A 20,893-nucleotide genomic window follows, 5' to 3' on the forward strand; every position below is an offset into this window, starting at 1 on the left:
AACAGGGTCAAAAACCTGTATGGCCCGCGCTATCTGAGACGTTGCGCCCGGACCCCGGCGCTCGGGATGGTGGAAGGGGTCGGCGGCAATGGGGCCGCCATTTCAACGGGAGACCCGGGATACGCCCGGGAGCGCTCCCACACAGGATACGATGATGTTCAACGTAACGACGAAAAGCATGCAGTGGGGGCAAGAGACCCTCACCCTCGAAACGGGCAAGGTTGCCCGTCAGGCCGACGGCTCGGTCATCGCCACTCTGGGCGAGACGAGCGTCATGGCCAACGTGACCTTCGCCAAGGCGGCGAAGCCGGGTCAGGATTTCTTTCCGCTGACCGTCCATTACCAGGAAAAATACTACGCGGCGGGCAAGGTGCCCGGCGGCTTCTTCAAGCGCGAGGCGCGTCCTTCGGAAAAGGAAACCCTGACCGCACGGCTGATCGACCGGCCGATCCGGCCGCTGTTCGCGCCGGGCTTCAAGAACGAAGTGCTGGTGATGTGCACGGTGCTGTCGCACGATCTGGTCAACGATCCCGACATCGTGGCGATGATCGCGACCTCGGCCGCGCTGACGATTTCGGGTGTGCCCTTCATGGGGCCGATCGCGGGCTGCCGGGTGGGTTTCGTGGATGGCGAATACATCCTGAACCCCGAAGTCGAGGACATGCAGAACCTGCGCAACAATCCCGACCAGCGGCTGGACCTCGTGGTGGTCGGCACCCGCGACGCGGTGATGATGGTCGAGTCCGAGGCCTATGAACTGACCGAGGCCGAGATGCTGGGCGCGGTGTCCTTCGCGCATGAGCAGATCAAGCCGGTGATCGACCTGATCGTGAGCCTTGCCGAGGATGCCGCGAAAGAGCCTTTCGACTTCCAGCCGCCGGATTACTCGGCGCTTTACGAGGTCGTGAAGGGGCTGGGCGAAGACAAGATGCGTGCCGCCTATGCGATCACCGACAAGCAGGAGCGTGTCACCGCCCTTGCCGCCGCCAAGGCGGATATCAAGGCGGGCCTGAGCGAAGAGCAGCTTGAGGATCCCAATCTCGACGCGGCGATCAAGAAGCTGGAATCGGCGGTGCTGCGCGGCGACGTGGTGAAACACGGCCGCCGGATCGACGGCCGCGCGCTGGACAAGGTGCGCCCGATCGAATGCGAGGTGGGCCTTCTGCCCCGGACCCATGGCTCGGCGCTGTTCACCCGCGGCGAGACGCAGGGCCTGGTCGTGACCACGCTGGGCACGGGCGACGATGAACAGATCATCGACGCGCTGCACGGCAATTCGCGCTCGAACTTCCTGCTGCATTACAACTTCCCGCCCTATTCGGTGGGCGAGGCCGGGCGCGTCGGTCCCCCCGGACGGCGCGAGATCGGCCATGGCAAGCTGGCCTGGCGCGCGCTGCAGGCGGTGCTGCCGGCGCCGACCGACTTCCCCTATACGATCCGCGTGGTCTCCGAGATCACCGAATCGAACGGTTCCTCATCGATGGCATCCGTCTGTGGCGGTTCGCTGTCGATGATGGATGCGGGCGTGCCGCTGAAGGCGCCGGTGGCGGGCGTGGCCATGGGCCTTGTGCTGGAGGAGGACGGGTCGTTCGCGATCCTGACCGACATTCTCGGCGACGAGGATCACCTAGGCGACATGGACTTCAAGGTCGCGGGCACCGAGAAGGGCATCACGTCCTTGCAGATGGACATCAAGGTGGCGGGCATCACGCCCGCGATCATGGAAAAGGCGCTGGCCCAGGCGAAAGAGGGCCGGTTGCACATCCTTGGCGAGATGGCCAAGGCGCTGACTTCGGCTGGCGAATTCTCGGTGCATGCGCCGCGGATCGAGACGATGACCATCCCCACCGACAAGATCCGCGAAGTGATCGGCTCGGGCGGCAAGGTTATCCGCGAGATCGTCGAGGTCTCGGGTGCCAAGGTCGACATCAACGACGACGGCGTGATCAAGATCGCCTCGCCCAATGGCGAGGCCATCAAGAAGGCCTATGACATGATCTATTCGATCGTGGCCGAGCCGGAAGAGGGCAAGATCTACAAGGGCAAGGTCGTCAAGCTGGTCGATTTCGGCGCCTTCGTGAACTTCTTCGGCAAGCGCGACGGCCTGGTGCATGTCAGCCAGATCTGCGGCAAGCGGCTGAATCATCCTTCGGACGAGTTGAAGGAAGGTCAGGAAGTCTGGGTCAAGCTTCTGGGCTTCGACGATCGCGGCAAGGTGCGGCTGTCGATGCGGATGGTCGATCAGGCCACCGGCGAGGAGCTGAAAAAGGAACAGGAAGAAGTCAGCGAGTAATCCGGCTTCCGGAATGTCATCGAAAGGCCCCGGTTTTCCGGGGCCTTTTTCGTTGGTCCTGACGGTCGGCAGGGAATGGCCCTTGCCATCCGGCCGGGGGCCGGAGAAGGTCCGGAAAACACTAGGACCAAAGGGGGGGAGACATGATCGAACGCAGGGATTTCTACATCGGCGGCGCGTGGGTCGCACCGCAGTCTGGCGCCGCTTGCGACGTGATCGACCCCTCGACCGAGGAGCCGTTCGCGGTGATCTCGCTGGGCGGGCAGGCCGATACCGACGCCGCCGTGGCCGCCGCCCGCGCCGCGCAGCCGGGCTGGGCCGCAACGTCCAAGGCCGAGCGTTCCGAACTGCTGGCGCGCATCCTCGGGCTCTACAAGGCGCGCGCCGAGGATCTGGCCCAGGCGATGAGCCGCGAGATGGGCGCGCCCATCGACTTTGCCCGCACCAGCCAGGTCGGGGCGGGGGCCTGGCATATCAAGAGCTTCATCCACGCGCTGGACATGTTCGAGTTCGACCGCCCGCTGGGATCGCATGCGCCCGGCGACCGCATCCTGATGGATCCGGTGGGGGTCGTGGGCATGATCACGCCCTGGAACTGGCCGATGAACCAGATCACGCTCAAGGTGATCCCGGCGCTGGCCACGGGCTGCACGATGGTTCTGAAACCGTCGGAAATCGCGCCGCTCTCGGCGATGATCTTTGCCGAGATCCTGCATGAGGCGGGCGTGCCGCCGGGTGTCTTCAACCTGGTGAACGGCGACGGGCCGGGGGTGGGCACGCAGCTGTCGGGCCATCCCGATATCGACATGATCTCGTTCACCGGCTCGACCCGGGCGGGCATCGCGATCTCGAAGAACGCCGCCGATACGCTGAAGCGGGTACATCTGGAACTGGGCGGCAAGGGTGCGAACCTGATCTTCGCCGATGCCGACGACACGGCGGTGAAACGCGGCGTGCTGCATTGCTTCCAGAATACCGGGCAATCCTGCAACGCGCCGACGCGGATGCTGGTCGAGCGGGCGGTCTATGACGCGGCCGTGGAAACCGCCCGCGCCGTCGCCGAAAAGATGGAGGTCGGCCCCGCCGACCGCGAGGGCCGCCATATTGGCCCGCTGGTCAGCGCGACGCAGTTCGACAAGGTGCAGGCGCTGATCCAGACCGGCATCGACGAGGGCGCGCGGCTGGTCGCGGGCGGGCCGGGACGGCCCGAGGGCGTCAACCGGGGGTATTTCGTGCGGCCCACGGTCTTTGCCGATGTGACCAACGCCATGACCATCGCGCGCGAGGAGATCTTCGGCCCCGTGCTGTCGATCATCCCCTTCGACAGCGAGGAGGAGGCGGTCACGATCGCCAATGACACCGAATACGGGCTGACCAACTATGTGCAGTCCCAGGACGGCGCGCGCTGCAACCGGCTGGCCCGGCGCCTGCGCGCAGGCATGGTCGAGATGAACGGCGCTTCGCGCGGCGTGGGCAGTCCGTTCGGCGGCGTGAAACGGTCGGGCAACGGGCGCGAGGGCGGCATCTGGGGGCTGGAGGAATTCTGCGAGGTCAAGGCCGTCAGCGGCTGGCACGAGGAAGCGGCTTGCCATACCCACGGGCATGGCGGCTGCGACTGCTGCTGAATCGAGCGCCTGCGGCGCACGCCGTTTCATTGGCGCCCTTGCGGGCGCGGTTCGGGTATTTGGACCAAGAAGAAGCCCATGGGTTTTCTTCCTGACAGAAATACCCGCCCGCCGCAGGCGCACCGGCCGGCAGGGTCGGCCCGGTCAGAACGGGCAGTCGGCGCGGAACGCCATGCCCTGTCCGCCCTCGGGATGGCGCAGGCGCAGTTCCTCGGCATGCAGCATCATCCTTGGCGCCTCGCGCGCCGGACCGTCGGCATAGAAGGGATCGCCGAGGATCGGGTGGCCGATCTCGCGCATGTGGACGCGAAGCTGGTGGCTGCGCCCGGTCCTGGGGAACAGGCGCACGCGGGTCGTTCCGCCCTCGTGGCGCAGCACGCGCCAGTCGGTGATCGCCTGCTTGCCCTTCGCGTGGTCGACCATCTGCAGCGGGCGGTTCGGCCAGTCGACGATCAGCGGCAGATCGACTGTTCCGGTCTTCGGTTCGAGCAGGCCCCAGAGCCGCGCGACATAGGTCTTCTTGGTCTGCCGCTTCTCGAATTGCAGGCCGAGATGGCGCTGGGCCTGGGGCGTCAGGGCAAAGATCATCACGCCCGAAGTGTCGCGGTCCAGCCGGTGGACCAGAAGCGCCTCGGGAAAGGCGGCCTGAACGCGCGAGAGCAGGCAATCGGCCAGATGTGCACCCTTGCCCGGCACCGACAACAGGCCATGCGGCTTGTTCACGACAAGCAGCGCGTGATCGAGGTGGATCACCTCGAGCGGGGTATCGGGGGGGGCGTAATCTTCGCTCATGCGCCGGGCGGTAGCGGGTTCAGGACCGCCGTGCAACCGGGCTTAGCGGGCGAAGGTCCGGGCCAGCAGCGCCGCAAGGCCCTCGGCATCGTCCTGATCGAAGGCGGCGGGCCGGTTGCTGTCGATGTCTAGCACGCCCAGAAGATCGCCACGCGCGTTCCAGACGGGCAGCACGATTTCCGACCGCGTTGTCGCCGCGCAGGCGATATGGCCGGGAAAGGCGTCGACATCGGGCACCAGCTGCACCTGGCCCGTGCGGGCCGCGGCCCCGCAGACGCCGCGCGAGAAGGGGATCGTCAGGCAGCCATGGCCGCCCTGGTAGGGGCCGATCTTCAGCGTTTCGTTCCCGACATGGCGGTAGAAGCCGGTCCAGTCGAATCGGTCATCGGCATGGTGCAATTCGCAGGCCATGGTCGCCATCAGCGCCACGGTATCGGTTTCGCCCTCGGTGAGTGCGGCAAGCCGGGCGGCCATTTCGGCATAGTCGATCCGCATGCGCCCTGCCCCGTTTGTTCGCGTTCAGGCCGGCGCCGTCATGCCCCGGCCATCTGCGCGGCATCCGGGTTGCGCCGCCAGATCGAGAAATTCAGCGCGAAGGCGACGCTTGTCCAGACCAGATAGGGCGCGACCAGAAGCCCGGCGAAGAGGTCGATCCGCCAGAAGGCGACGACCATTGCCAGGACCGAGGCCCACATGCCGAAGAGCACGATGAGCGCCGGGAACAGGCGGTGCAAGCCGAAGAAGATCGGCGACCAGAGAGTGTTGAACACGATCTGCAGGCCCCAGATCGCCAGTGCGAAGGCCATTTCCGGATGGCCTGACAGCGCGATCCGCATCGCCGCATAGGCCATGGAGATGTAGAGGACGAACCAGGCCAGCGGGAACAGCCAGTTGGGCGGCGTCCAGGGAGGTTTGGACAGCGCCTCGTACCAGCGGCCCGGCGAGAAGAATGCGCCCGTCGATCCCGCCGCGAAGGCGGTTGCGAGGAACACGGCGAAGAGCGGCCAGTCGATCATCATGCGTGTCAGATAGCGCGCTTTCGGTCCTCGGCCAATGCGGCACGGTGCCTTGCTGCCTCGCGCGCCTTGAGTTGGGCGAGCACCGCGATGACCTCGCCCGCGCGGCCCTCGCCCCAGGAGTTGCCGGAGGGCAGGCGGTCGGCGGCGGCCTCGACGAGATAGGCGCATTCGGGAAGCGGCTTGCCATACAGAACCGCCGAGCGCGGCATGGCCGAGGCGGCCACCGCCTGCATCGAGGAGAGGATCAGCCAGCCGATCTTCTGCCCCTTGGTGGTAAAGGCGCGGCGGGTGATGCTGTCGTAATCCGCCCGCGCGATCTCGCGCCCGATGCCGCAATAGATGTGGCGCGCGGCATAGATGCCGGGCCGACAGGCGAAGGGCAATTCGGCCACGCCCGGTTCGGACCGGAAATAAAGCCGGGTGGCGTCGGACAGCAGGTGCTTGACCATCCGGCGGATCGGCTTGATGGGCTGCGGATCGGCGAGGAATGCCTCGATGTCGATGCCAGCCTGATCCATCCACTCGGTCGGCAGGTAGAACCGCCCCTCGCGCGCATCCTCGCCCACATCGCGCGAGATGTTCGACAATTGCATCGCGACGCCCAGATCGCAGGCGCGCGCCAGCGCATGCGGGCAGCGCACGCGCATGAGCACCGTCATCATCACGCCGACCGCCGCCGCCACCCGCGCGGAATAGGCATAGACATCCGACAGCGTGGCATAGCGCTTTCCCATCGCGTCCCAGGCCATACCCTCAAGCAGCGCCTCGGGCAGGGTGCGGGGCATCTGGAATTCCTCGACCACGGCGGCAAAGGCGCGGTCGGCGGGCGCGTTGCGCGGCGTGCCGCGATAGATCAGTTCCAGCCGTTCGCCCAGGGTCAGCACCGCGGCGGCCTTGTCCTGCGTCAGGTCCACCGAATCGTCGGTCATCCGGCAAAAGGCATAGAGCGCGAGCGCAGGGTTGCGCACGCGGTCGGGCAAGAGCCGGGATGCGGCGTGGAAGGAATACGAGCCCGTCCGGATCGAGGCTTCGCAATGCGCAAGATCCGCGGGGTCGATCATCTCAGCCTGCCGTCACGGAGGCGGCATCCGGCACCAGCCTGGCCATCACCTCGGCCGAGGTGATCACGCTGGGCAGGCCCGCGCCGGGATGGGTTCCGGCACCGACCATGTATAGGCCGTCGACCTCCTCCGAGATGTTGTGGGGGCGGAAATTCGCGCTCTGGAAGATCCGCGGCTCCAGCGAGAAGCCCGCGCCATAGGGCGAGAGGTAGCGGTCGCGGAAATCCTCGGGCGTGAAGAACAGGCTGGTGGAGACATGCTTGCCCAGTCCCGGCATCAGCTTGTCTTCCATGAAATCCTGCACCGCCTGGCGATAGCGTTCGCCATTGGCCTTCCAGTCCACGGGGCTGTCTGTGTGCAGATTCGGCACCGGAGAGAGCGCATAGAAGGTGTCGTCGCCCTCGGGCGCGGCGCTGGGGTCGGTGACGCTGGGCCGGTGGATGTAAAGGCTCATGTCATCGCACAGCTTTTCCTGGTGGAAGAAGATGTCGTTGACGAGGCCCTTGTAGCGCGGGCCGTTCAGCACCGTGTGATGGCCCACGTCCTTCCACATCCCCCGCGTTCCCTTCGTCCCGAAATACCAGACGAACAGGCCCATCGACCAACGTTTCTTCGCCAGCGATTCGTCGGTCCAGCGCCAGCGGCGGTGGTTTCTGAGAAGCGTGTTGTAGGTAAAGCCCGAATCGGCGTTCGAGACCACGATATCGGCCTTGACCACCTCGCCCGAGGCAAGGCGGACGCCCGTGGCCTTGTGCGAATGGGGGAGCCGTTCGACGAGGATCTCGTCGACCTCGGTGCCCATGCGCATCACGCCGCCCTGCCCCTCGATCACGCCGGCCATGGCCTTGGCGATCGCGGCGACGCCGCCCATCGCGTAATGCACCCCGAATTCCTTTTCGAGGTAGCTGACGAGGATATACATCGAGGTCACGTTGAACGGATCGCCGCCGATGAACAGCGGGTGGAAGGACAGCGCCATGCGCAGGCGTTCGTCCTTTACCCGGCTGGCGGCATGGGCATAGACCGACTTGTCGGCGCGCAGCATCCCGAAGATGTGCAGCACCTTCACCAGGTCCATCCACTTGTGCATCGGTTTGCGGCCGAGATTCTCGAAGCCGAACCAGTAGCGTTTCTCGCTGTCCTTCAGGAACTGGTCATAGCCCGCAAGGTCCGAGGGCGACAGGCGGGCCACCTCGGCGCGCATGCCGTCGGTATCCTGCTGCGCGCGGAATCGTTCGCCGTCGGGGAAGACGATCTCGTAGAAAGGGTCCATCGGGACCAGCTTGACGTCCTTGTCGAAATCGCGCCCGCAGACCTCCCAGAGCGAGCGGAAGATCTGCGGGACCGTCACGATGGTCGGGCCAAGGTCGAAGCGGTGGCCGTCCTGCCAGATCGCCGAGCCGCGCCCGCCGGGCACGTCGAGCTTGTCGATCACGGTGACGCGATAGCCCTTGGCGCCAAGGCGCATGGCCGCGGCGAGACCGCCAAGCCCCGCCCCGATCACGACCGCATGCGGACCAGCGGCCCGGACTGCTTCCTCCGCCAGGGCGGGATCAACTCGTGTCATCATGTCGCTAGGTTAAACCTGTCTAGTTTAGTTTACAATGCTTCTACCGGATGCGCGCCGGGTGCGTCATGTCCCTTTCGGTCGCACCTCGAACTGACATAGACGAACGACAGCTGCGAAGGAGAATCGCCAATGCAAGTCGTCACCATCAGCTTCTTCCGTTACAACAACTGGGCGTCCCGACTCGAGGCGCTCAGCCAGATGGCGCGCGGCCGCTTCGCGCTGAAGAATGTGCCGGGGCTGGAATTTTTCAAGATGCTCGGCACCGGCTCGGACGCGGGTTTCAACCCCAAGCCCAATGTCGACGTCAACGCGATCCTGTGCGTCTGGCCGGACATGGCGACCGCGAAGAAGGGGCTGAAGGAAAGCATCACCCATCGCATGCTGCGCGACCATTCCTGCGAGACCTACACGATCTACCTGACGCCGATCTCGGCCAAGGGGCTGTGGTCCGGCGTCGAGCCGCTGCGGGTCAGCGAAAAGCCCGACGCAAACGGCAAGATGGCGGTGCTGACGCGCGCCACCGTCAAGCTGCCCATCGCGCTGAAATTCTGGGCCGAGGTGCCGCAGATCCAGTCGCTGGTGGCCGAACACCCGAACTGCGCCTTCCATATCGGCATGGCCGAGGTGCCCTGGGTGCAGCAGGTGACCTTCTCGCTGTGGAACGACAAGCGCGAGATGACGACCTTTGCCCATGGCGATTGTCCGCATGGCCGCGCGGTGCAGCATGTCCGCGAAGGCAACTGGTTCAAGGAAGAGCTGTATGCGCGCTTCAACATCCTCGAAGAAGAGGGTAGTTGGGAAGGCGGGAGCCCGCTGAAGCGGCTGGATGCACCGAAGTCGGCGCCCGAGACCAAGGCCCAACCCAAGGCCGAGACATCGACGGACAAGGCGGCGCCGGGCAAGTCCAAGGCGCCCAGGAAATCGAAAGAGACTGCATGAGACAACCCTTTCCCTTCTCCGCCATCGTCGGGCAGGAGGAGATGAAGCAGGCGATGATCCTCACGGCAATCGACCCGGGGATCGGCGGCGTTCTTGTGTTCGGCGACCGCGGCACCGGCAAGTCGACCGCCGTCCGCGCGCTGGCAGCCCTTCTGCCGCCGATCCAGGCGGTGGAAAGCTGTCCGGTGAATTCGCCCTCGCGCGATCAGTGCCCGGAATGGGCGCACCTGACCTCGACCGCGATCATCACGCGGCCCACGCCCGTCGTGGACCTGCCGCTGGGCGTGACCGAGGACCGGGTGGTGGGGGCGCTCGACATCGAGAAGGCCCTGTCCTCGGGCGTCAAGGCGTTCGAGCCGGGCCTTCTGGCGCGGGCCAACAGGGGCTACCTCTATATCGACGAGGTGAACCTGCTGGAGGATCACATCGTCGACCTGCTTCTTGACGTCGCCCAGTCGGGCGAGAACGTGGTGGAACGGGAAGGGCTGTCGATCCGGCACCCGGCGCGCTTCGTGCTCGTCGGGTCCGGCAACCCCGAGGAGGGCGAGTTGCGCCCGCAATTGCTGGACCGCTTCGGCCTGTCGGTCGAGGTGGTCTCGCCCAAGGATGTCGACACGCGGATCGAGGTGATCCGCCGCCGCGACACCTACGAGACCGATTTCGATGCGTTCATGGAGAAGTGGCGCCCGGCCGATGCCGAACTGCGCGACCGGATCCTTGCCGCGCGAGCGCATCTGAAGACCATGGAAAGTTCGGACGACGTGCTGCGCGACTGCGCGGAACTGTGCCTTGCGCTGGGCTCGGACGGGCTTCGGGGCGAACTCACGCTGCTCAAGGCCGCGCGCGCGCTGGCTGCCTTCGAGGGGGCCGACAAGGTCAACCGCGAGCATGTGCGCAAGGTCGCGCCTTCGGCGCTGCGCCACCGGCTGCGGCGCGATCCGCTGGACGAGGCGGGCTCTACCACGCGCGTTGCCCGTGTCGTCGACGAGGTGCTGGGTGAGCCTGCCTGACAATTCCGTCTGGACCCGGGTCGAGGTCGGCCTGAACGCGCTGGCCGTCGATCCGGTGGGGCTGGGGGGGCTGTGGCTGCGCGCGCGGTCCGGCCCCGTCCGCGACCGCGTGACCGAGGCGCTGGGGGGCCTTCCCCTGCCGCTGAAACGGCTGCATCCGTCCATCGGCGACGACCAGCTTTTCGGCAGCATCGACCTGACCGCCACGCTGTCCTCGGGCAAGCTGGTGGAACGGGCGGGCATCCTGGCCCAGCCCGCCGTTCTGGTCCTGCCGATGGCAGAACGCACCCAGCCGGGCCTGGCCGCACGGCTGGCGGGCGCGCTGGACCAGGGGACCGGGCATTGCCTGATCGCGCTGGACGAGGGCGCCGAGCCCGGCGAGACCCTGCCCGAGGCGCTGACCGACCGGCTGGCGCTGCATGTCGATCTGGACGCCCTGCCCTGGGGCGAGACCGACCGGATCGTGCTGGACCAGGCCGCACTGGCCGAGGCGCGCGACCGGCTGCCCGGTATCCGCGCCTCGGGCAAGGTGCTCGAAGACCTGACGCTGCTGGCCGTCCGGCTGGGCGTTCACAGCCTGCGCGCGCCGATGCTGACGCTGCGCACCGCGCGCGCCCTGGCCGCCATCGCGGGTAGTGACGAGGTGGGCGTGGACGACCTGAAAGCGGCGGTGGAACTGGTGCTGGCGCCCCGGGCGACCCAGTTTCCCGAGGCCGAAGACGACCAGCCCCCCGAGCAACCGCCCGACCAGCCCCCGCCCGAGCCGGAACCCGAAAAGGGCGAGCAAGACGAGGGCGAGGGCCAGTCGCTGGACGATCTGCCCTTGCAGGACATCCTGCTGGAGGCCGCCAGGGCCACCCTGCCCGCCGACCTGCTGGCCATGCTGGCGGCGAAACGGGCCAACCGGGGCGGCGGCGGCAATTCCGGCGCGGGAGCCAAGCGCAAGGGCAACCGACGCGGACGGCCGATCCCCTCGCGGCGCGGGCGGCTGGAAACCGGCGCGCGGCTGGACGTGATCTCGACCCTGCGCGCGGCCGCGCCGTGGCAGACCATCCGCAAGCAGGAAAGCCGGTTCGAGCGGTCGCTGCACATCCGGTCCGACGATTTCCGCATCAAGCGGTTCGAGGAGAAATCCGACCGTCTGCTGATCTTCGTGGTGGACGCCTCGGGCTCGGCGGCGATGACCCGGCTGGCCGAGGCCAAGGGCGCGGTCGAACTCTTGCTGGCCGAAGCCTATGCGCGGCGCGACCATGTCGCGCTGGTGGCTTTCCGGGGCGAGGGGGCGGAACTGCTGCTGCCGCCCACGCGATCGCTGGTGCAGACCAAGCGGCGGCTGGCGGCCCTGCCCGGCGGGGGCGGCACGCCGCTGGCCGCGGGGCTGAAGGTGGCGCTGGAGGTCGCGATCCAGTCCAAGGGGCGCGGCATGACGCCCACCGTGGCGCTGCTGACCGACGGGCGGGCCAATATCGCGCTGGACGGGTCGGCCAACCGGACGCTGGCAGGCGAGGATGCCGAGCGCATGGCCACCGCGATCCGGTTGCAGGGCTTCCCCTCGATGGTGATCGACATGGGCCAGCGGCCCGAACGCTCGCTCAAGGCGCTGGCCGACACGCTGGGCGCCCCCTACATTCCGTTGCCAAGGGCCGATGCGAACCGGCTGTCCTCTGCCGTGTCGGCCGCCCTCGACGCCTAGAGGTGCCCTATGGACTGGACCCGGGACGGAAGCGACTGGCCGAACCGGGAGCATTCCCGCTTCGTCCGCCACCGCCCGCATTACTGGCATATCCAGGAGGCTGGCGTGGGGCCGGTCGTGCTGCTGCTGCATGGCACGGGCGGGGCCAGCCATAGCTGGCGCGACGTCTTCCCGATCCTCGCGCGGCATTACCATGTCGTCGCGCTGGACCTGCCCGGGCAGGGCTTTACCCGGATGGGCGCACGGCAGCGCTGCGGACTCGATTCTATGAGCCAGGACATCGCGGCGCTTCTGGATGGCGAGGGGCTGTTGCCGGACGCGATCGTGGGCCATTCGGCGGGGGCGGCGCTGGCGCTGCGGCTGGTGCGCGACCTGAAGCGCCCGCCCAAGGCCATCGTCGGGATCAATGCCGCGGTAGAGAATTTCAAGGGCATGGCCGGATGGCTGTTTCCGATGATGGCGCGGATGATGGCGCTCAACCCGTTCTCGGCCTCGGAGATCTCGCGCTGGCTGGGGAACGCCACGGGCGTCGAATACATGATCGCCGGGATCGGCAGCCATATCTCGCCCGAAGGGCTGGCGCTTTACCGGCGGCTGGTGGCCGACCGCAACCACACCGACGCGACGCTGGCCATGGTGGCGCAGTGGACGCTGGACGGTCTTTGGCACGATCTGCCGGGGATCGAGGTTCCGACGCTGCTGCTGGTTGGCGAGACCGACCGCGCCGTACCGCCCGCATCCTCGGCCCGAGCCGCCGCGCGACTGCCGCGGACCGAGATCGTCCGGATGCCCGGGCTGGGCCACCTCGCCCACGAGGAGGCCCCCGAAGACGTCACCGCGCTGATTTCAGCCTTTCTGACGGCGCATCTCGGATGAACAGGCGGAGAGCAAAGGAAAGGGCCACCGGGATTGCCCTGGCGGCCCTTTCACTCTGTCCTTTATTTCCGGCTCAGTCGTGCACGCCCATGCTGACGAGATAGGCGTAGATATCCACCGCCTCATCTTCCTTGCGGACCTTGTGAGTCATCGCGCCGCGCGCGCTGCTATCGCCGAGATATTCGCGCAGATAGCCCGTGGGGTCCAAGGCGTATTTGACGAATTCCTCTTCGGTCCAGACAAGTCCCTTCTCGCCCGCGGCCAGCAGGGACGCGGAATACTTGAAGTCCTCGACCTCGCCGGCGTGGCGACCGGGCACCTTGTAGAGGTTCGGGCCGACCCGGGCGTTGCGGCCGGCAAGAGTCTCACCTTCGTCGTTCACGACGACATGGCAGGTGATACACTGGCGGAACGCCTTCTCGCCGGCCTCGGCATTGCCCGACGCCTCCTGGGCCAATACCGGGCCCGCGACCAGGGCGGCGGCCGCGACAAGAGCGAACTGGTTCTTCATTAGTCTCTCCCTAGACTCGAATGGTCGCTGCATACCATGGGGTGCGGTTTTTTCAAGGTCAAAGCAAATGCCTGCCAACCCGCGAAGGTCCGGGAAAGACACAGAAGTGAACGGTCTGCCCAAGGATCGACACACCATCTCCTTAGATTTGTTCTAATCACCCTCTGGCGAGGCCTTGACACCGGCCTACTGAACCAGAAGGGGCGCATCCGCTCTAGGCTGCGGCATTGTGTCGCATTTCCATAATTGCCCCAACGACTCGCCCCAAACTAGATCTCCCGAAGATCCTCGCGCCTCCGTTCGGACTTCTCGGACGAGACCTTGCGCGCGGGCAGCATCCAGCGCCAGAGCTTTTCATCGGGCAGCGGAAGCACCATCAGCCAATGTTCGAGCAGCGCCAGCGCCGTGATCGCGGACAGCAGCGCGAAGCCCACGACCTCATGCGGGGCGGACACCGATACCAGCCGCTCGAGCCAGCAATAGACAGCGAAGGTCAGGAACGAGACCGAAAACGGAAAAAGCCAGTTCAGGCGCGAGATGCGGAAATGGCTGGGCAGATGCGCAAGCGGTGTGGGCAGGAATTCGACATTGATTTTGGGCACGCCGAGAAACAGGTTCAGCTTGGCCGAGATGCGCGCGAAGAACAGCACGATGAAGGTCCACAGGCCCACCGTGTTCGGCGAATCGTATGTCGTCACGAGCATCACGAACAGGATCATCACCAGCAGCGTCTCGTGATACGCGATCGTGCCATAGGCCCGCATGAAGCGTTCCCAGCCGCGCGCCTCTTCGTGGCAATGGGTGGTGTTCGGGCCCGTGATCACCCCGGTCAGGAAGGCAAGCTCGACCCAGCCCCAGATCGCGAGGGCCGCGAGGAACGCCAGATAGGAGGCGCCCGCCGTTTCCATGTACCGGGTCAACTCGTAGAGCAGGACCCCGCCCCCAAGAAGGGGCAGGGCCACGATCGTGGCGCGCAGATGCGCCAGGCGTCCGCGATGCTCGGCCCGGCGCACGACCACGAGGATCGCTCCGGTGGAGAACCACCAGATGAAAAGCGCCGCGAGCGCCGCGAACCAGGCCGACTCGATCAATAGACGGGCTCCAGTCTGGTCTTCACGGGGACCTGATGTTTCTTCGCCGGGATCGTGAAGAGCATGGCAAAGGCCCATGCCGCCCGGGCGCTGCCGACCCATTGCGAGAGCTTGCCGCCCACGCCGCCCGCCTTTTTCGCCCGGTCGACCTGGACCGAGGCCACCTGAAGGGCCTTGAGCCCCTTCATCCAGCGCGGGTGGTCGATGTCGAGGGTGATCGGGAAGACCTGTTTCGACAGTTCCGAGGTCTTGCGGAACACCTCCTGTCCGTACCAGTCGGTATCGACGTCAAGCGCCTTGTGGAAGGCCGGGCGCTGGTGGTCGCGGACATACATCGTGGCATAGACCGCGGTCAGGAAGAACTTGATCCACCAGACATTGATGCCCGAGGTCAGTTTCGGATCGGTCTTCATCAGCAGGGCGAAGGCCTCGCCATGGCGGAACTCGTCATTGCACCACTCGCGGAACCACTTGAAGATCGGGTGGAACCGCTTGTCGGGATGTGCCTCGAGATGGCGGTAGATCGTGATGTAACGGGCGTAGCCGATCTTTTCGCTCAGGTAGGTGGCGTAGTAGATGAACTTGGGGCGGAAATGGGTGTATTTCTTCTTCTGCGTGAGAAAGCCCAGGTTCACCGCGATCCCCGCCTCGCGCAGCGCGTCGTTGATGAAGCCCGCATGCCGCGCCTCGTCGCGCGCCATCAGCTGGAACAGCTCGGTGATGTCCTGGTTCTTGCCGCGCCGCTTCATCTCCTTGTAGAGCACGCAGCCCGAGAACTCGGCCGTGCAGGAGGAGATCAGGAAGTCGATGAATTCCTTGCGCAATTCGGGGTCCATGCCGTCCCAGTCGACATGGTCCCAGTTCTCGTCCTTCTTGAAGTGGCCCTTGTTCGGGTCGGCCTTCATTTCCTCAATGAGCTGGTCCCAGTCCTTGCGGACGGGGGTGACGTCGATCGCGTCAAGCTCGTCGAAATCGGTGGTGTAGAAGCGCGGGGTCAGCAGGGTGTCCTGCATGGCGACCGCGGTTGCGCTTTCGGAGTCGAGGACGGCCTGGGCCTCCTGGATGGCAAGGCCCTCTTCGACGGTAGCGGCATCGGCGGTATGAACGTTCACAGCGTGGCCTCCTCGGAAAAGGAGAACTCGCAGAGTTCCATGACTTCCAGATCGCCGGTCAGCCGCGTCCACAGACGCTCGACGGCCGAGGCGCGGGTGATGGTGGCCACGCGATCCTCTGTCACGACCTCGCCATAGGGGGCCATGATCTCGGGGCCGTGCACGAGAACCTCGTCGCCCGGGTGGACGACGGCCCCGTTGTTGAACCGCACATGAGCGTGGAGGCTCTCGAACTTGTGGGAAACCTCAACCGTGCAGGGTGCGGTCTCCTTCTCTCGTGTAAAAAGTCCCATTTCCTGGTTCCCTGTTTTTTGTGGGAGGACCCATGTTCCCAATCCTCCCGGTCAATCCAGCAGCCGCGCGAAAGCTGCCGCGTTATCGGCACCGAAGCCGATCAGTTCCGCACGCCAACCGGTCAGGTCGTCGTACAGAGAGAGCCGCCCGCTTTCAAAGCGAACGAGCCTTACGGGCGCATCAAGGGGGGCGTCGATCTTGCCCCGCTCGTGTCTCAGCACCCGCCATACACCGGAAATGAACCCCCCCTCCAGAGGACCGAATTCCCGTATGATGTTCCCCTCGATGTCATAGACAATGGCCCGGCCGGAATTGCTGCCTTCGATCACAATCTGGCGCTCGACCGCGATGGGCGCATCGTGATCCGGCAAAGCCGAAAGGGGCTGGTCCGTCAGCCGCGCCCAAGCAACCACAACAAGGGCGAACAGCACGAGGCCAAACATTGCCCTGATCAGGATCGGAGGAATTTTCTCCATTCCGTCCTGCTGCCGGGGTTGCTTGTGGGGATCAGTGGCGGCCATCTTTTACTCCGCTGCCAGCGCGTCCTCGTCGGGAACGCGCGCGAGCCTAGGTTCGGAAACCCGCGTTTCCGCGGCTTCGGCGATCAGCCTTGCGACCTTCGCCGCGTCAGGGATGCAGCGGAACGCGGGTTCCGTGCGGGCCATCCGCCAAGGACGGACATGTGGCCAGCACAACAGATAGGAAAATTGCGTCGTCCCCATCAGTTCGAAAGCGATGGTTCCTACGCCGGATTTCCGCAGGTCGAGATTCGCGTTGCCGATCCAAGTATAGGGCAGGTTCAGCGTCATCGTGAGCGCCGCCCCGATCCGCAGCGCAACGCGCTTGTTGGTGACAGTGTAGACCGTCGCCTTTGCTTGGACAAAGGCCGTGATCATGAGCAAGGCACAGACCACGCCCCCCAGGATCAGGTAGAACGAGGAGGCGACCGCCGCCTGGGCCAGAGACATCGTCTCGGTAGCGACGATCACCCTCCAGAGGAAGAGCACGACGAAATAACCCGCGACCCAATACAGCGAGAGGCTTTCCCGGGCCAGCACCCACCAATCAGGCGAACCCTGCCAGAGGATTTCCTCCCCCTCGGGCAGGTGCGTGGGCAGGCCCCTGATGGGCTCGATGGAAAAATCGTCGTGGGACATGCGTCATCTCGCTCCTTACAGTTGCGACTCCTGACGCGCGGGATCGGCGTAGAGCATACCGCCGCCGTAGTAGGCGCAGATCTTCTCTTCCTCGAGCTTGGTCACCTTGGTCGACGACTTGATAGTCGGCACGTCGGCAAAGTGCTTGCCATAGATCAGGCGCACGTTCACCTCGGGCCGGAACCAGCTGATCTTGGACACTTGCATGGGGATCAGCCGACGCCCGCCGCCATGATCGGCGTCCAGTTCGACTTCGAGATAGCGCACAAGCTGCTCGGGCTCATCGACCCACATGTCGACGATCTTGCCGACCACCTCACCGTCACCGGCGACAACGTTCATGCCACGCGGGTCACGCCCGGCCGACACCTTGAAACCGGCCAGCGCTGCCATCGGCTGGATCTTGGGATGGCCGCGGCCGTCGAGTTCGGGCTCGTCCTTGCGGGCGCACCACGCGGCCGGCCCCACACCGTCCAGCATCGGATCGCCGGTCGGAATCAGCGGATAGCCGTTGTTGGGCGTCCCCTTCTTCAGCGGCAGATCAACGTTGCGCGGGTCGGTCTGCAAGTCGGGAACGGTCTTGTCGCCCTGGCCATGCGGCAGCTTGTAGGTCTTCTTTTCAGGAACCCAGAACAGGCCTTGGTTGGGTGCGGGTTTGCCCATCTCGTCCTCTAGCGGGAAGCCCTCGTGCATGTTTGCGCGCTGAAGGTAGAAGATCAGCCCGGCGAAGAAGAGCCAGAACGCCCAGATGGACAGACTGGCAAGATCGAAATTTCCGAAAAATGCGTTGACCATGGGTTCGGTCCTCCGGGTCAGGTTGGGAAGTCGGCCAGCCCGATCTTGGCCGATGAATCCCTGTTGGGATGGTTGCCGTCCTGTGGCCGCACCAGCGGCCCCAGAACCATGAGTGTCACGAACAGCAGGACGATCTCAATGTGGTAGACCGCCGCGTATCCGGTGGCCGGGGTTTCGAGCCCCGCGCCGAACGCGCCCGAAAGCGCAAAGTGATTCACGACATCGCGCAGCGTGCCGCCCGCCGCCACGGCAAGCCCCGCGGCCGTCGCCTGCGCCGCGCCCCAGGCGCCCAGCGCAAGCCCGCGCCCCGCCTTGGCATCGGCGGGCAGAGACATAGCGGCCGTCAGTGTCGCCACGGCGAAAAGACCGCCGCCGAAACCGATCGCGCCCGCGCCCAGGAAGAACAGAGGCACCGAGCCGAGCGGCCCCGACAGGATCACCAGCGTGAAGGCGCCGATCCCCGACAGGATCCCGGTCGCGCCCATGCGGTAGAGGTTCATGCCCTGGCTGAGCCAGCGCGCGGCCAACCCGAAGCCCAGAAGCGCCCCCGCCGCCCAGGTGCCGGTCAGAAGCGTGGTCGTGCCGACCGGCAGGCCGAGAACCTGACCGCCATAGGGTTCAAGCAGCACGTCCTGCATGTTGAAGGCCAGCGTGCCCAGGGCCACCACCGCCAGCAACCGGCCGGCCCGTCCACCGCGCAGGAAATCCGCCCAGGCATCGCCGAAGCTGGGCGGGCGGGTGGACCGCTCTTCCCTGCTCATGGGGTTCATCGGCTCCTGTTTCCAGAGCGCGATGAGGTTCAGAACGACGGTTGCAACGGCGGCACCCTGCACGACCCGGATCAGGGTCAACTGGCTGAAATCCCGAAGCAACCAGCCGATCACCACGGCCGACACGCCCATGCCCACGAGGAACATGACGTAGAGCAGCGCCACCACCCGCGGGCGGGTCTCGTCGGTGGCCCGGTCGGACGCCAGCGCAAGGCCCACGGTCTGGGTCATGTGGATGCCAAGCCCGGTCATCAGGAAGGCAATGCCCGCCAGAACCTCGCCCGCCCAGGCCGGTCCCAGCGTCTGGTCCCCCGACAGCACGATCAGCGCGAAGGGCATGATCGCCAGCCCGCCCATCTGCCAGAGCGTGCCGAACCACATGTAGGGAATGCGTTTCCAGCCGATGGCCGAGCGGTAATTATCCGACTTGAAGCCCAGCAGCGCCCGGAACGGCGCCGTCATGACCGGCAGCGCGATCATGATCGCGACCATCGTGGCCGGGATCGACAGCTCGACGATCATCACCCGGTTCAGCGTGCCCAGCAGCATGACCGTGGCCATGCCGACCGAGACCTGGAACAGCGACAGCCGCAGGATCTGGCGCAGCGGGAAATCGTCGGACACCGCGTCCGCGAAGGGCAGGTAGCGCAGGCTCAGCTGAGCCATTCTGCGGGCGCCGATGATCAAGGGTCCAGCTCCATCGCCTGGCTGATATAGAAGCCCCGTGCGACCCGATGCACCGGCCGCAGATGGCCCTTGACGCCCGCCTTGCGCAGCGCGTTCGCGATCCGGGCCTCGGAATGGGGAATGATCCGCGGCGAGCGGTCGGAGCGCGGGAACAGCTTGCCGGTCACATGCATGACCGACAGAAGCGGGGTCTTGGGCGCGACGGTGAAGACGATCTTGCCGCGGGTCCGGGGCGCAAGGCGGCCCAGCGCCGCCGCGATATCGGCCGCCTTGTAGTGGATCAGGCTGTCCATCGCCATGACGTAGTCGAAACTGCCCAGCCGGTCGGACAGCATGTCGCCGGCGACAAAGGTGATCTGCCGGTGGTATTTCTCCGGGATGCGGCTTTTCGCAACATCAAGAAGGCTTTGCGAGATGTCGCAGGCGACGACCTCGGCCCCCTTCTTGACCAGTTCCAGCGTCATCGGACCGGCGCCGCAACCGGCATCGAGCACGCGCCTGCCGCTCAGGTCATCGGGCAGGCGCGCGAGCATCGCCGCGCGCATCTGGTCGCGTCCCTCGCGCACCGTCTGGCGAATGCGTGAAACGGGCGCGTCCGAGGTCAGCCTTTCCCAGGTCTTCGACGCCGTGCGATCGAAGTAGTGTTCCAGCCGTTCTCGGGTCTTGGCGTAGCTGTCCATCTGCGGCCGTTCCTCAATCGAACCCGAGCAATTCGAAGATCTCGCGGTCCGGCAGCGGCGCGGGCGCAAGCGGTTCGGTGCCGTTCCACAGCGTCTCTGCCACCCGGATATACTCGGCGCGGCACATCACGATGTCCTCGTCATCGGGCATCTCGAACAGCGTCTTCTTCATCAGGCGCGAGCGCCGGATCGCGTCGACCAGCGGCATATGCGCGATCCGCTTGAACCCGACGCGGCTGCAATACTTGTCGACCTGGTCTGTATCCTCGGACCGGTTCGCGATGCAGCCCGCGAGCCGCACGTTGTAATTCTTGGACTTGGCCTGAACGGCGGCGATGATGCGGTTCATCGCGTAGATCGAGTCGAAATCGTTCGCCGTCACGATCACCGCGCGGTCGGCATGCTGCAACGGGGCCGCGAAGCCCCCGCAGACCACGTCGCCCAGCACGTCGAAGATCACCACGTCGGTATCTTCGAGCATGTGGTGCTGTTTGAGGAGTTTCACCGTCTGGCCCACGACATAGCCGCCGCAGCCGGTGCCCGCGGGCGGGCCGCCGGCCTCGACGCACATCACGCCGTTGAAGCCCACGGTCACGAAATCCTCGGGGCGCAGCTCCTCGGGGTGGAAATCGACCTCCTTCAGGACGTCGATCACCGTGGGTTGCAGGTGGCCCGTCAGGGTGAAGGTCGAATCATGCTTGGGGTCGCAGCCGATCTGAAGCACGCGCTTGCCCAGCATGGAAAAGGCCGCGGACAGGTTCGACGATGTCGTCGACTTGCCGATGCCGCCCTTGCCGTAGACCGAGAAGACCTTGGCCCCCTCGATCTTCATCGTCTCGTCCTGATGGACCTGGACGGAGCCTTCGCCGTCCTCGCCTCTCAGCAGCGGAATTTCGTCTCTGGGGCTCATTGGTTCCC

General features: G+C 65.7%; 21 protein-coding genes. 6 read left to right on the forward strand and 15 right to left on the reverse strand.

Features of this window, described 5'->3' with window-relative positions; genetic code table 11:
• The first annotated feature begins 154 nt into the window (after positions 1-154).
• Complete coding sequence (pnp, locus tag EV216_RS02635; RefSeq protein WP_132693511.1) at positions 155-2,293, forward strand: polyribonucleotide nucleotidyltransferase; 2,139 nt, start codon at positions 155-157, stop codon at positions 2,291-2,293.
• A 143-nt stretch (positions 2,294-2,436) separates the two neighbouring features.
• Complete coding sequence (locus EV216_RS02640; RefSeq protein ID WP_132693512.1) at positions 2,437-3,918, forward strand: aldehyde dehydrogenase family protein; 1,482 nt, start codon at positions 2,437-2,439, stop codon at positions 3,916-3,918.
• A 144-nt stretch (positions 3,919-4,062) separates the two neighbouring features.
• Here the strand turns inward: EV216_RS02640 and EV216_RS02645 are convergent, their stop codons facing one another.
• Genes EV216_RS02645 through EV216_RS02665 form a run of 5 tightly spaced genes read right to left on the reverse strand, consistent with a single transcriptional unit; the run spans position 4,063 to position 8,360 of the window.
• On the reverse strand, positions 4,063-4,710 hold the full coding sequence (locus EV216_RS02645; protein WP_132693513.1) for a pseudouridine synthase: 648 nt from the start codon (positions 4,708-4,710) through the stop codon (positions 4,063-4,065).
• Positions 4,711-4,752: 42 nt separating this feature from the next.
• The gene (locus EV216_RS02650) at positions 4,753-5,205 is read right to left on the reverse strand and encodes a GAF domain-containing protein (protein ID WP_132693514.1); all 453 of its coding nucleotides are present in this window, start codon (positions 5,203-5,205) and stop codon (positions 4,753-4,755) included.
• Between the two features lie 38 nt (positions 5,206-5,243).
• Positions 5,244-5,729: a tryptophan-rich sensory protein TspO gene (gene tspO / locus EV216_RS02655; RefSeq protein WP_243641943.1), complete on the reverse strand. Its 486-nt coding sequence runs from the start codon at positions 5,727-5,729 to the stop codon at positions 5,244-5,246.
• A 5-nt stretch (positions 5,730-5,734) separates the two neighbouring features.
• On the reverse strand, positions 5,735-6,790 hold the full coding sequence (crtB, locus tag EV216_RS02660) for a 15-cis-phytoene synthase (protein WP_132693515.1): 1,056 nt from the start codon (positions 6,788-6,790) through the stop codon (positions 5,735-5,737).
• Position 6,791: 1 nt separating this feature from the next.
• A complete protein-coding gene (locus tag EV216_RS02665; RefSeq protein WP_132693516.1) occupies positions 6,792-8,360 on the reverse strand; it encodes a phytoene desaturase in 1,569 nt (522 codons plus the stop codon).
• Between the two features lie 129 nt (positions 8,361-8,489).
• On the opposite strand from EV216_RS02665, the gene EV216_RS02670 reads away from it, so the two are divergent.
• Genes EV216_RS02670 through bchO form a run of 4 tightly spaced genes read left to right on the forward strand, consistent with a single transcriptional unit; the run spans position 8,490 to position 12,878 of the window.
• Positions 8,490-9,299 (forward strand): spheroidene monooxygenase, encoded by an 810-nt coding sequence (locus tag EV216_RS02670; RefSeq protein ID WP_132693517.1) that lies wholly within the window; start codon positions 8,490-8,492, stop codon positions 9,297-9,299.
• Positions 9,296-10,309, forward strand: a complete 1,014-nt coding sequence (gene bchI, locus EV216_RS02675) for a magnesium chelatase ATPase subunit I (RefSeq protein ID WP_132693518.1) — start codon at positions 9,296-9,298, stop codon at positions 10,307-10,309. Before EV216_RS02670 ends, bchI begins: the two co-directional genes overlap by 4 nt.
• Positions 10,296-12,002, forward strand: coding sequence for a magnesium chelatase subunit D (locus EV216_RS02680; RefSeq protein WP_165899117.1), 1,707 nt, complete (start codon positions 10,296-10,298; stop codon positions 12,000-12,002). The genes bchI and EV216_RS02680 overlap by 14 nt, the downstream gene beginning before the upstream one ends.
• Before the next feature lie 9 nt (positions 12,003-12,011).
• Complete coding sequence (bchO, locus tag EV216_RS02685) at positions 12,012-12,878, forward strand: alpha/beta fold hydrolase BchO (RefSeq protein ID WP_132693520.1); 867 nt, start codon at positions 12,012-12,014, stop codon at positions 12,876-12,878.
• Between the two features lie 73 nt (positions 12,879-12,951).
• On the opposite strand, the gene EV216_RS02690 is transcribed toward bchO, so the two are convergent.
• From EV216_RS02690 to bchL, 10 genes are all read right to left on the reverse strand, one after another.
• Positions 12,952-13,389, reverse strand: a complete 438-nt coding sequence (locus tag EV216_RS02690; protein ID WP_132693521.1) for a c-type cytochrome — start codon at positions 13,387-13,389, stop codon at positions 12,952-12,954.
• Between the two features lie 269 nt (positions 13,390-13,658).
• Positions 13,659-14,480: a putative photosynthetic complex assembly protein PuhE gene (gene puhE, locus EV216_RS02695; protein WP_341539351.1), complete on the reverse strand. Its 822-nt coding sequence runs from the start codon at positions 14,478-14,480 to the stop codon at positions 13,659-13,661.
• Positions 14,477-15,592 (reverse strand): magnesium-protoporphyrin IX monomethyl ester (oxidative) cyclase, encoded by a 1,116-nt coding sequence (gene acsF / locus EV216_RS02700; RefSeq protein WP_132693523.1) that lies wholly within the window; start codon positions 15,590-15,592, stop codon positions 14,477-14,479. The genes puhE and acsF overlap by 4 nt, the downstream gene beginning before the upstream one ends.
• Entirely contained in the window at positions 15,589-15,885 is a 297-nt protein-coding gene (locus EV216_RS02705; protein ID WP_132693524.1) for a hypothetical protein, read from the reverse strand. The genes acsF and EV216_RS02705 overlap by 4 nt, the downstream gene beginning before the upstream one ends.
• A gap of 51 nt (positions 15,886-15,936) precedes the next feature.
• A complete protein-coding gene (gene puhC, locus EV216_RS02710) occupies positions 15,937-16,407 on the reverse strand; it encodes a photosynthetic complex assembly protein PuhC (protein ID WP_132693525.1) in 471 nt (156 codons plus the stop codon).
• A gap of 3 nt (positions 16,408-16,410) precedes the next feature.
• Complete coding sequence (gene puhB, locus EV216_RS02715; RefSeq protein ID WP_132693526.1) at positions 16,411-17,043, reverse strand: photosynthetic complex putative assembly protein PuhB; 633 nt, start codon at positions 17,041-17,043, stop codon at positions 16,411-16,413.
• Between the two features lie 15 nt (positions 17,044-17,058).
• On the reverse strand, positions 17,059-17,838 hold the full coding sequence (puhA, locus tag EV216_RS02720) for a photosynthetic reaction center subunit H (RefSeq protein WP_132693527.1): 780 nt from the start codon (positions 17,836-17,838) through the stop codon (positions 17,059-17,061).
• Positions 17,839-17,855: 17 nt separating this feature from the next.
• Positions 17,856-19,295 carry a PucC family protein gene (locus tag EV216_RS02725; protein WP_424511164.1) on the reverse strand — a complete coding sequence of 480 codons (1,440 nt, stop codon included), beginning with the start codon at positions 19,293-19,295 and terminating at the stop codon, positions 17,856-17,858.
• Complete coding sequence (gene bchM / locus EV216_RS02730; protein ID WP_132693529.1) at positions 19,292-19,975, reverse strand: magnesium protoporphyrin IX methyltransferase; 684 nt, start codon at positions 19,973-19,975, stop codon at positions 19,292-19,294. Before bchM ends, EV216_RS02725 begins: the two co-directional genes overlap by 4 nt.
• 13 nt (positions 19,976-19,988) lie before the next feature.
• On the reverse strand, positions 19,989-20,885 hold the full coding sequence (gene bchL / locus EV216_RS02735; protein WP_132693530.1) for a ferredoxin:protochlorophyllide reductase (ATP-dependent) iron-sulfur ATP-binding protein: 897 nt from the start codon (positions 20,883-20,885) through the stop codon (positions 19,989-19,991).
• Between the last annotated feature and the right edge of the window lie 8 nt (positions 20,886-20,893).

This window comes from Rhodovulum steppense (assembly GCF_004339675.1).
GTDB lineage: Bacteria > Pseudomonadota > Alphaproteobacteria > Rhodobacterales > Rhodobacteraceae > Rhodovulum > Rhodovulum steppense.

Excerpts from the sequence above, each read along its gene's own strand:
- pnp (WP_132693511.1), top strand. The coding sequence starts at position 155 with ATGTTCAACGTAACGACGAAAAGCATGCAGTGGGGGCAAGAGACCCTC.
- EV216_RS02640 (WP_132693512.1), top strand. The coding sequence starts at position 2,437 with ATGATCGAACGCAGGGATTTCTACATCGGCGGCGCGTGGGTCGCACCG.
- EV216_RS02645 (WP_132693513.1), bottom strand. The coding sequence starts at position 4,710 with ATGAGCGAAGATTACGCCCCCCCCGATACCCCGCTCGAGGTGATCCAC.
- EV216_RS02650 (WP_132693514.1), bottom strand. The coding sequence starts at position 5,205 with ATGCGGATCGACTATGCCGAAATGGCCGCCCGGCTTGCCGCACTCACC.
- tspO (WP_243641943.1), bottom strand. The coding sequence starts at position 5,729 with ATGATGATCGACTGGCCGCTCTTCGCCGTGTTCCTCGCAACCGCCTTC.
- crtB (WP_132693515.1), bottom strand. The coding sequence starts at position 6,790 with ATGATCGACCCCGCGGATCTTGCGCATTGCGAAGCCTCGATCCGGACG.
- EV216_RS02665 (WP_132693516.1), bottom strand. The coding sequence starts at position 8,360 with ATGATGACACGAGTTGATCCCGCCCTGGCGGAGGAAGCAGTCCGGGCC.
- EV216_RS02670 (WP_132693517.1), top strand. The coding sequence starts at position 8,490 with ATGCAAGTCGTCACCATCAGCTTCTTCCGTTACAACAACTGGGCGTCC.
- bchI (WP_132693518.1), top strand. The coding sequence starts at position 9,296 with ATGAGACAACCCTTTCCCTTCTCCGCCATCGTCGGGCAGGAGGAGATG.
- bchO (WP_132693520.1), top strand. The coding sequence starts at position 12,012 with ATGGACTGGACCCGGGACGGAAGCGACTGGCCGAACCGGGAGCATTCC.
- EV216_RS02690 (WP_132693521.1), bottom strand. The coding sequence starts at position 13,389 with ATGAAGAACCAGTTCGCTCTTGTCGCGGCCGCCGCCCTGGTCGCGGGC.
- EV216_RS02705 (WP_132693524.1), bottom strand. The coding sequence starts at position 15,885 with ATGGGACTTTTTACACGAGAGAAGGAGACCGCACCCTGCACGGTTGAG.
- puhC (WP_132693525.1), bottom strand. The coding sequence starts at position 16,407 with ATGGCCGCCACTGATCCCCACAAGCAACCCCGGCAGCAGGACGGAATG.
- puhB (WP_132693526.1), bottom strand. The coding sequence starts at position 17,043 with ATGTCCCACGACGATTTTTCCATCGAGCCCATCAGGGGCCTGCCCACG.
- puhA (WP_132693527.1), bottom strand. The coding sequence starts at position 17,838 with ATGGTCAACGCATTTTTCGGAAATTTCGATCTTGCCAGTCTGTCCATC.
- bchM (WP_132693529.1), bottom strand. The coding sequence starts at position 19,975 with ATGGACAGCTACGCCAAGACCCGAGAACGGCTGGAACACTACTTCGAT.
- bchL (WP_132693530.1), bottom strand. The coding sequence starts at position 20,885 with ATGAGCCCCAGAGACGAAATTCCGCTGCTGAGAGGCGAGGACGGCGAA.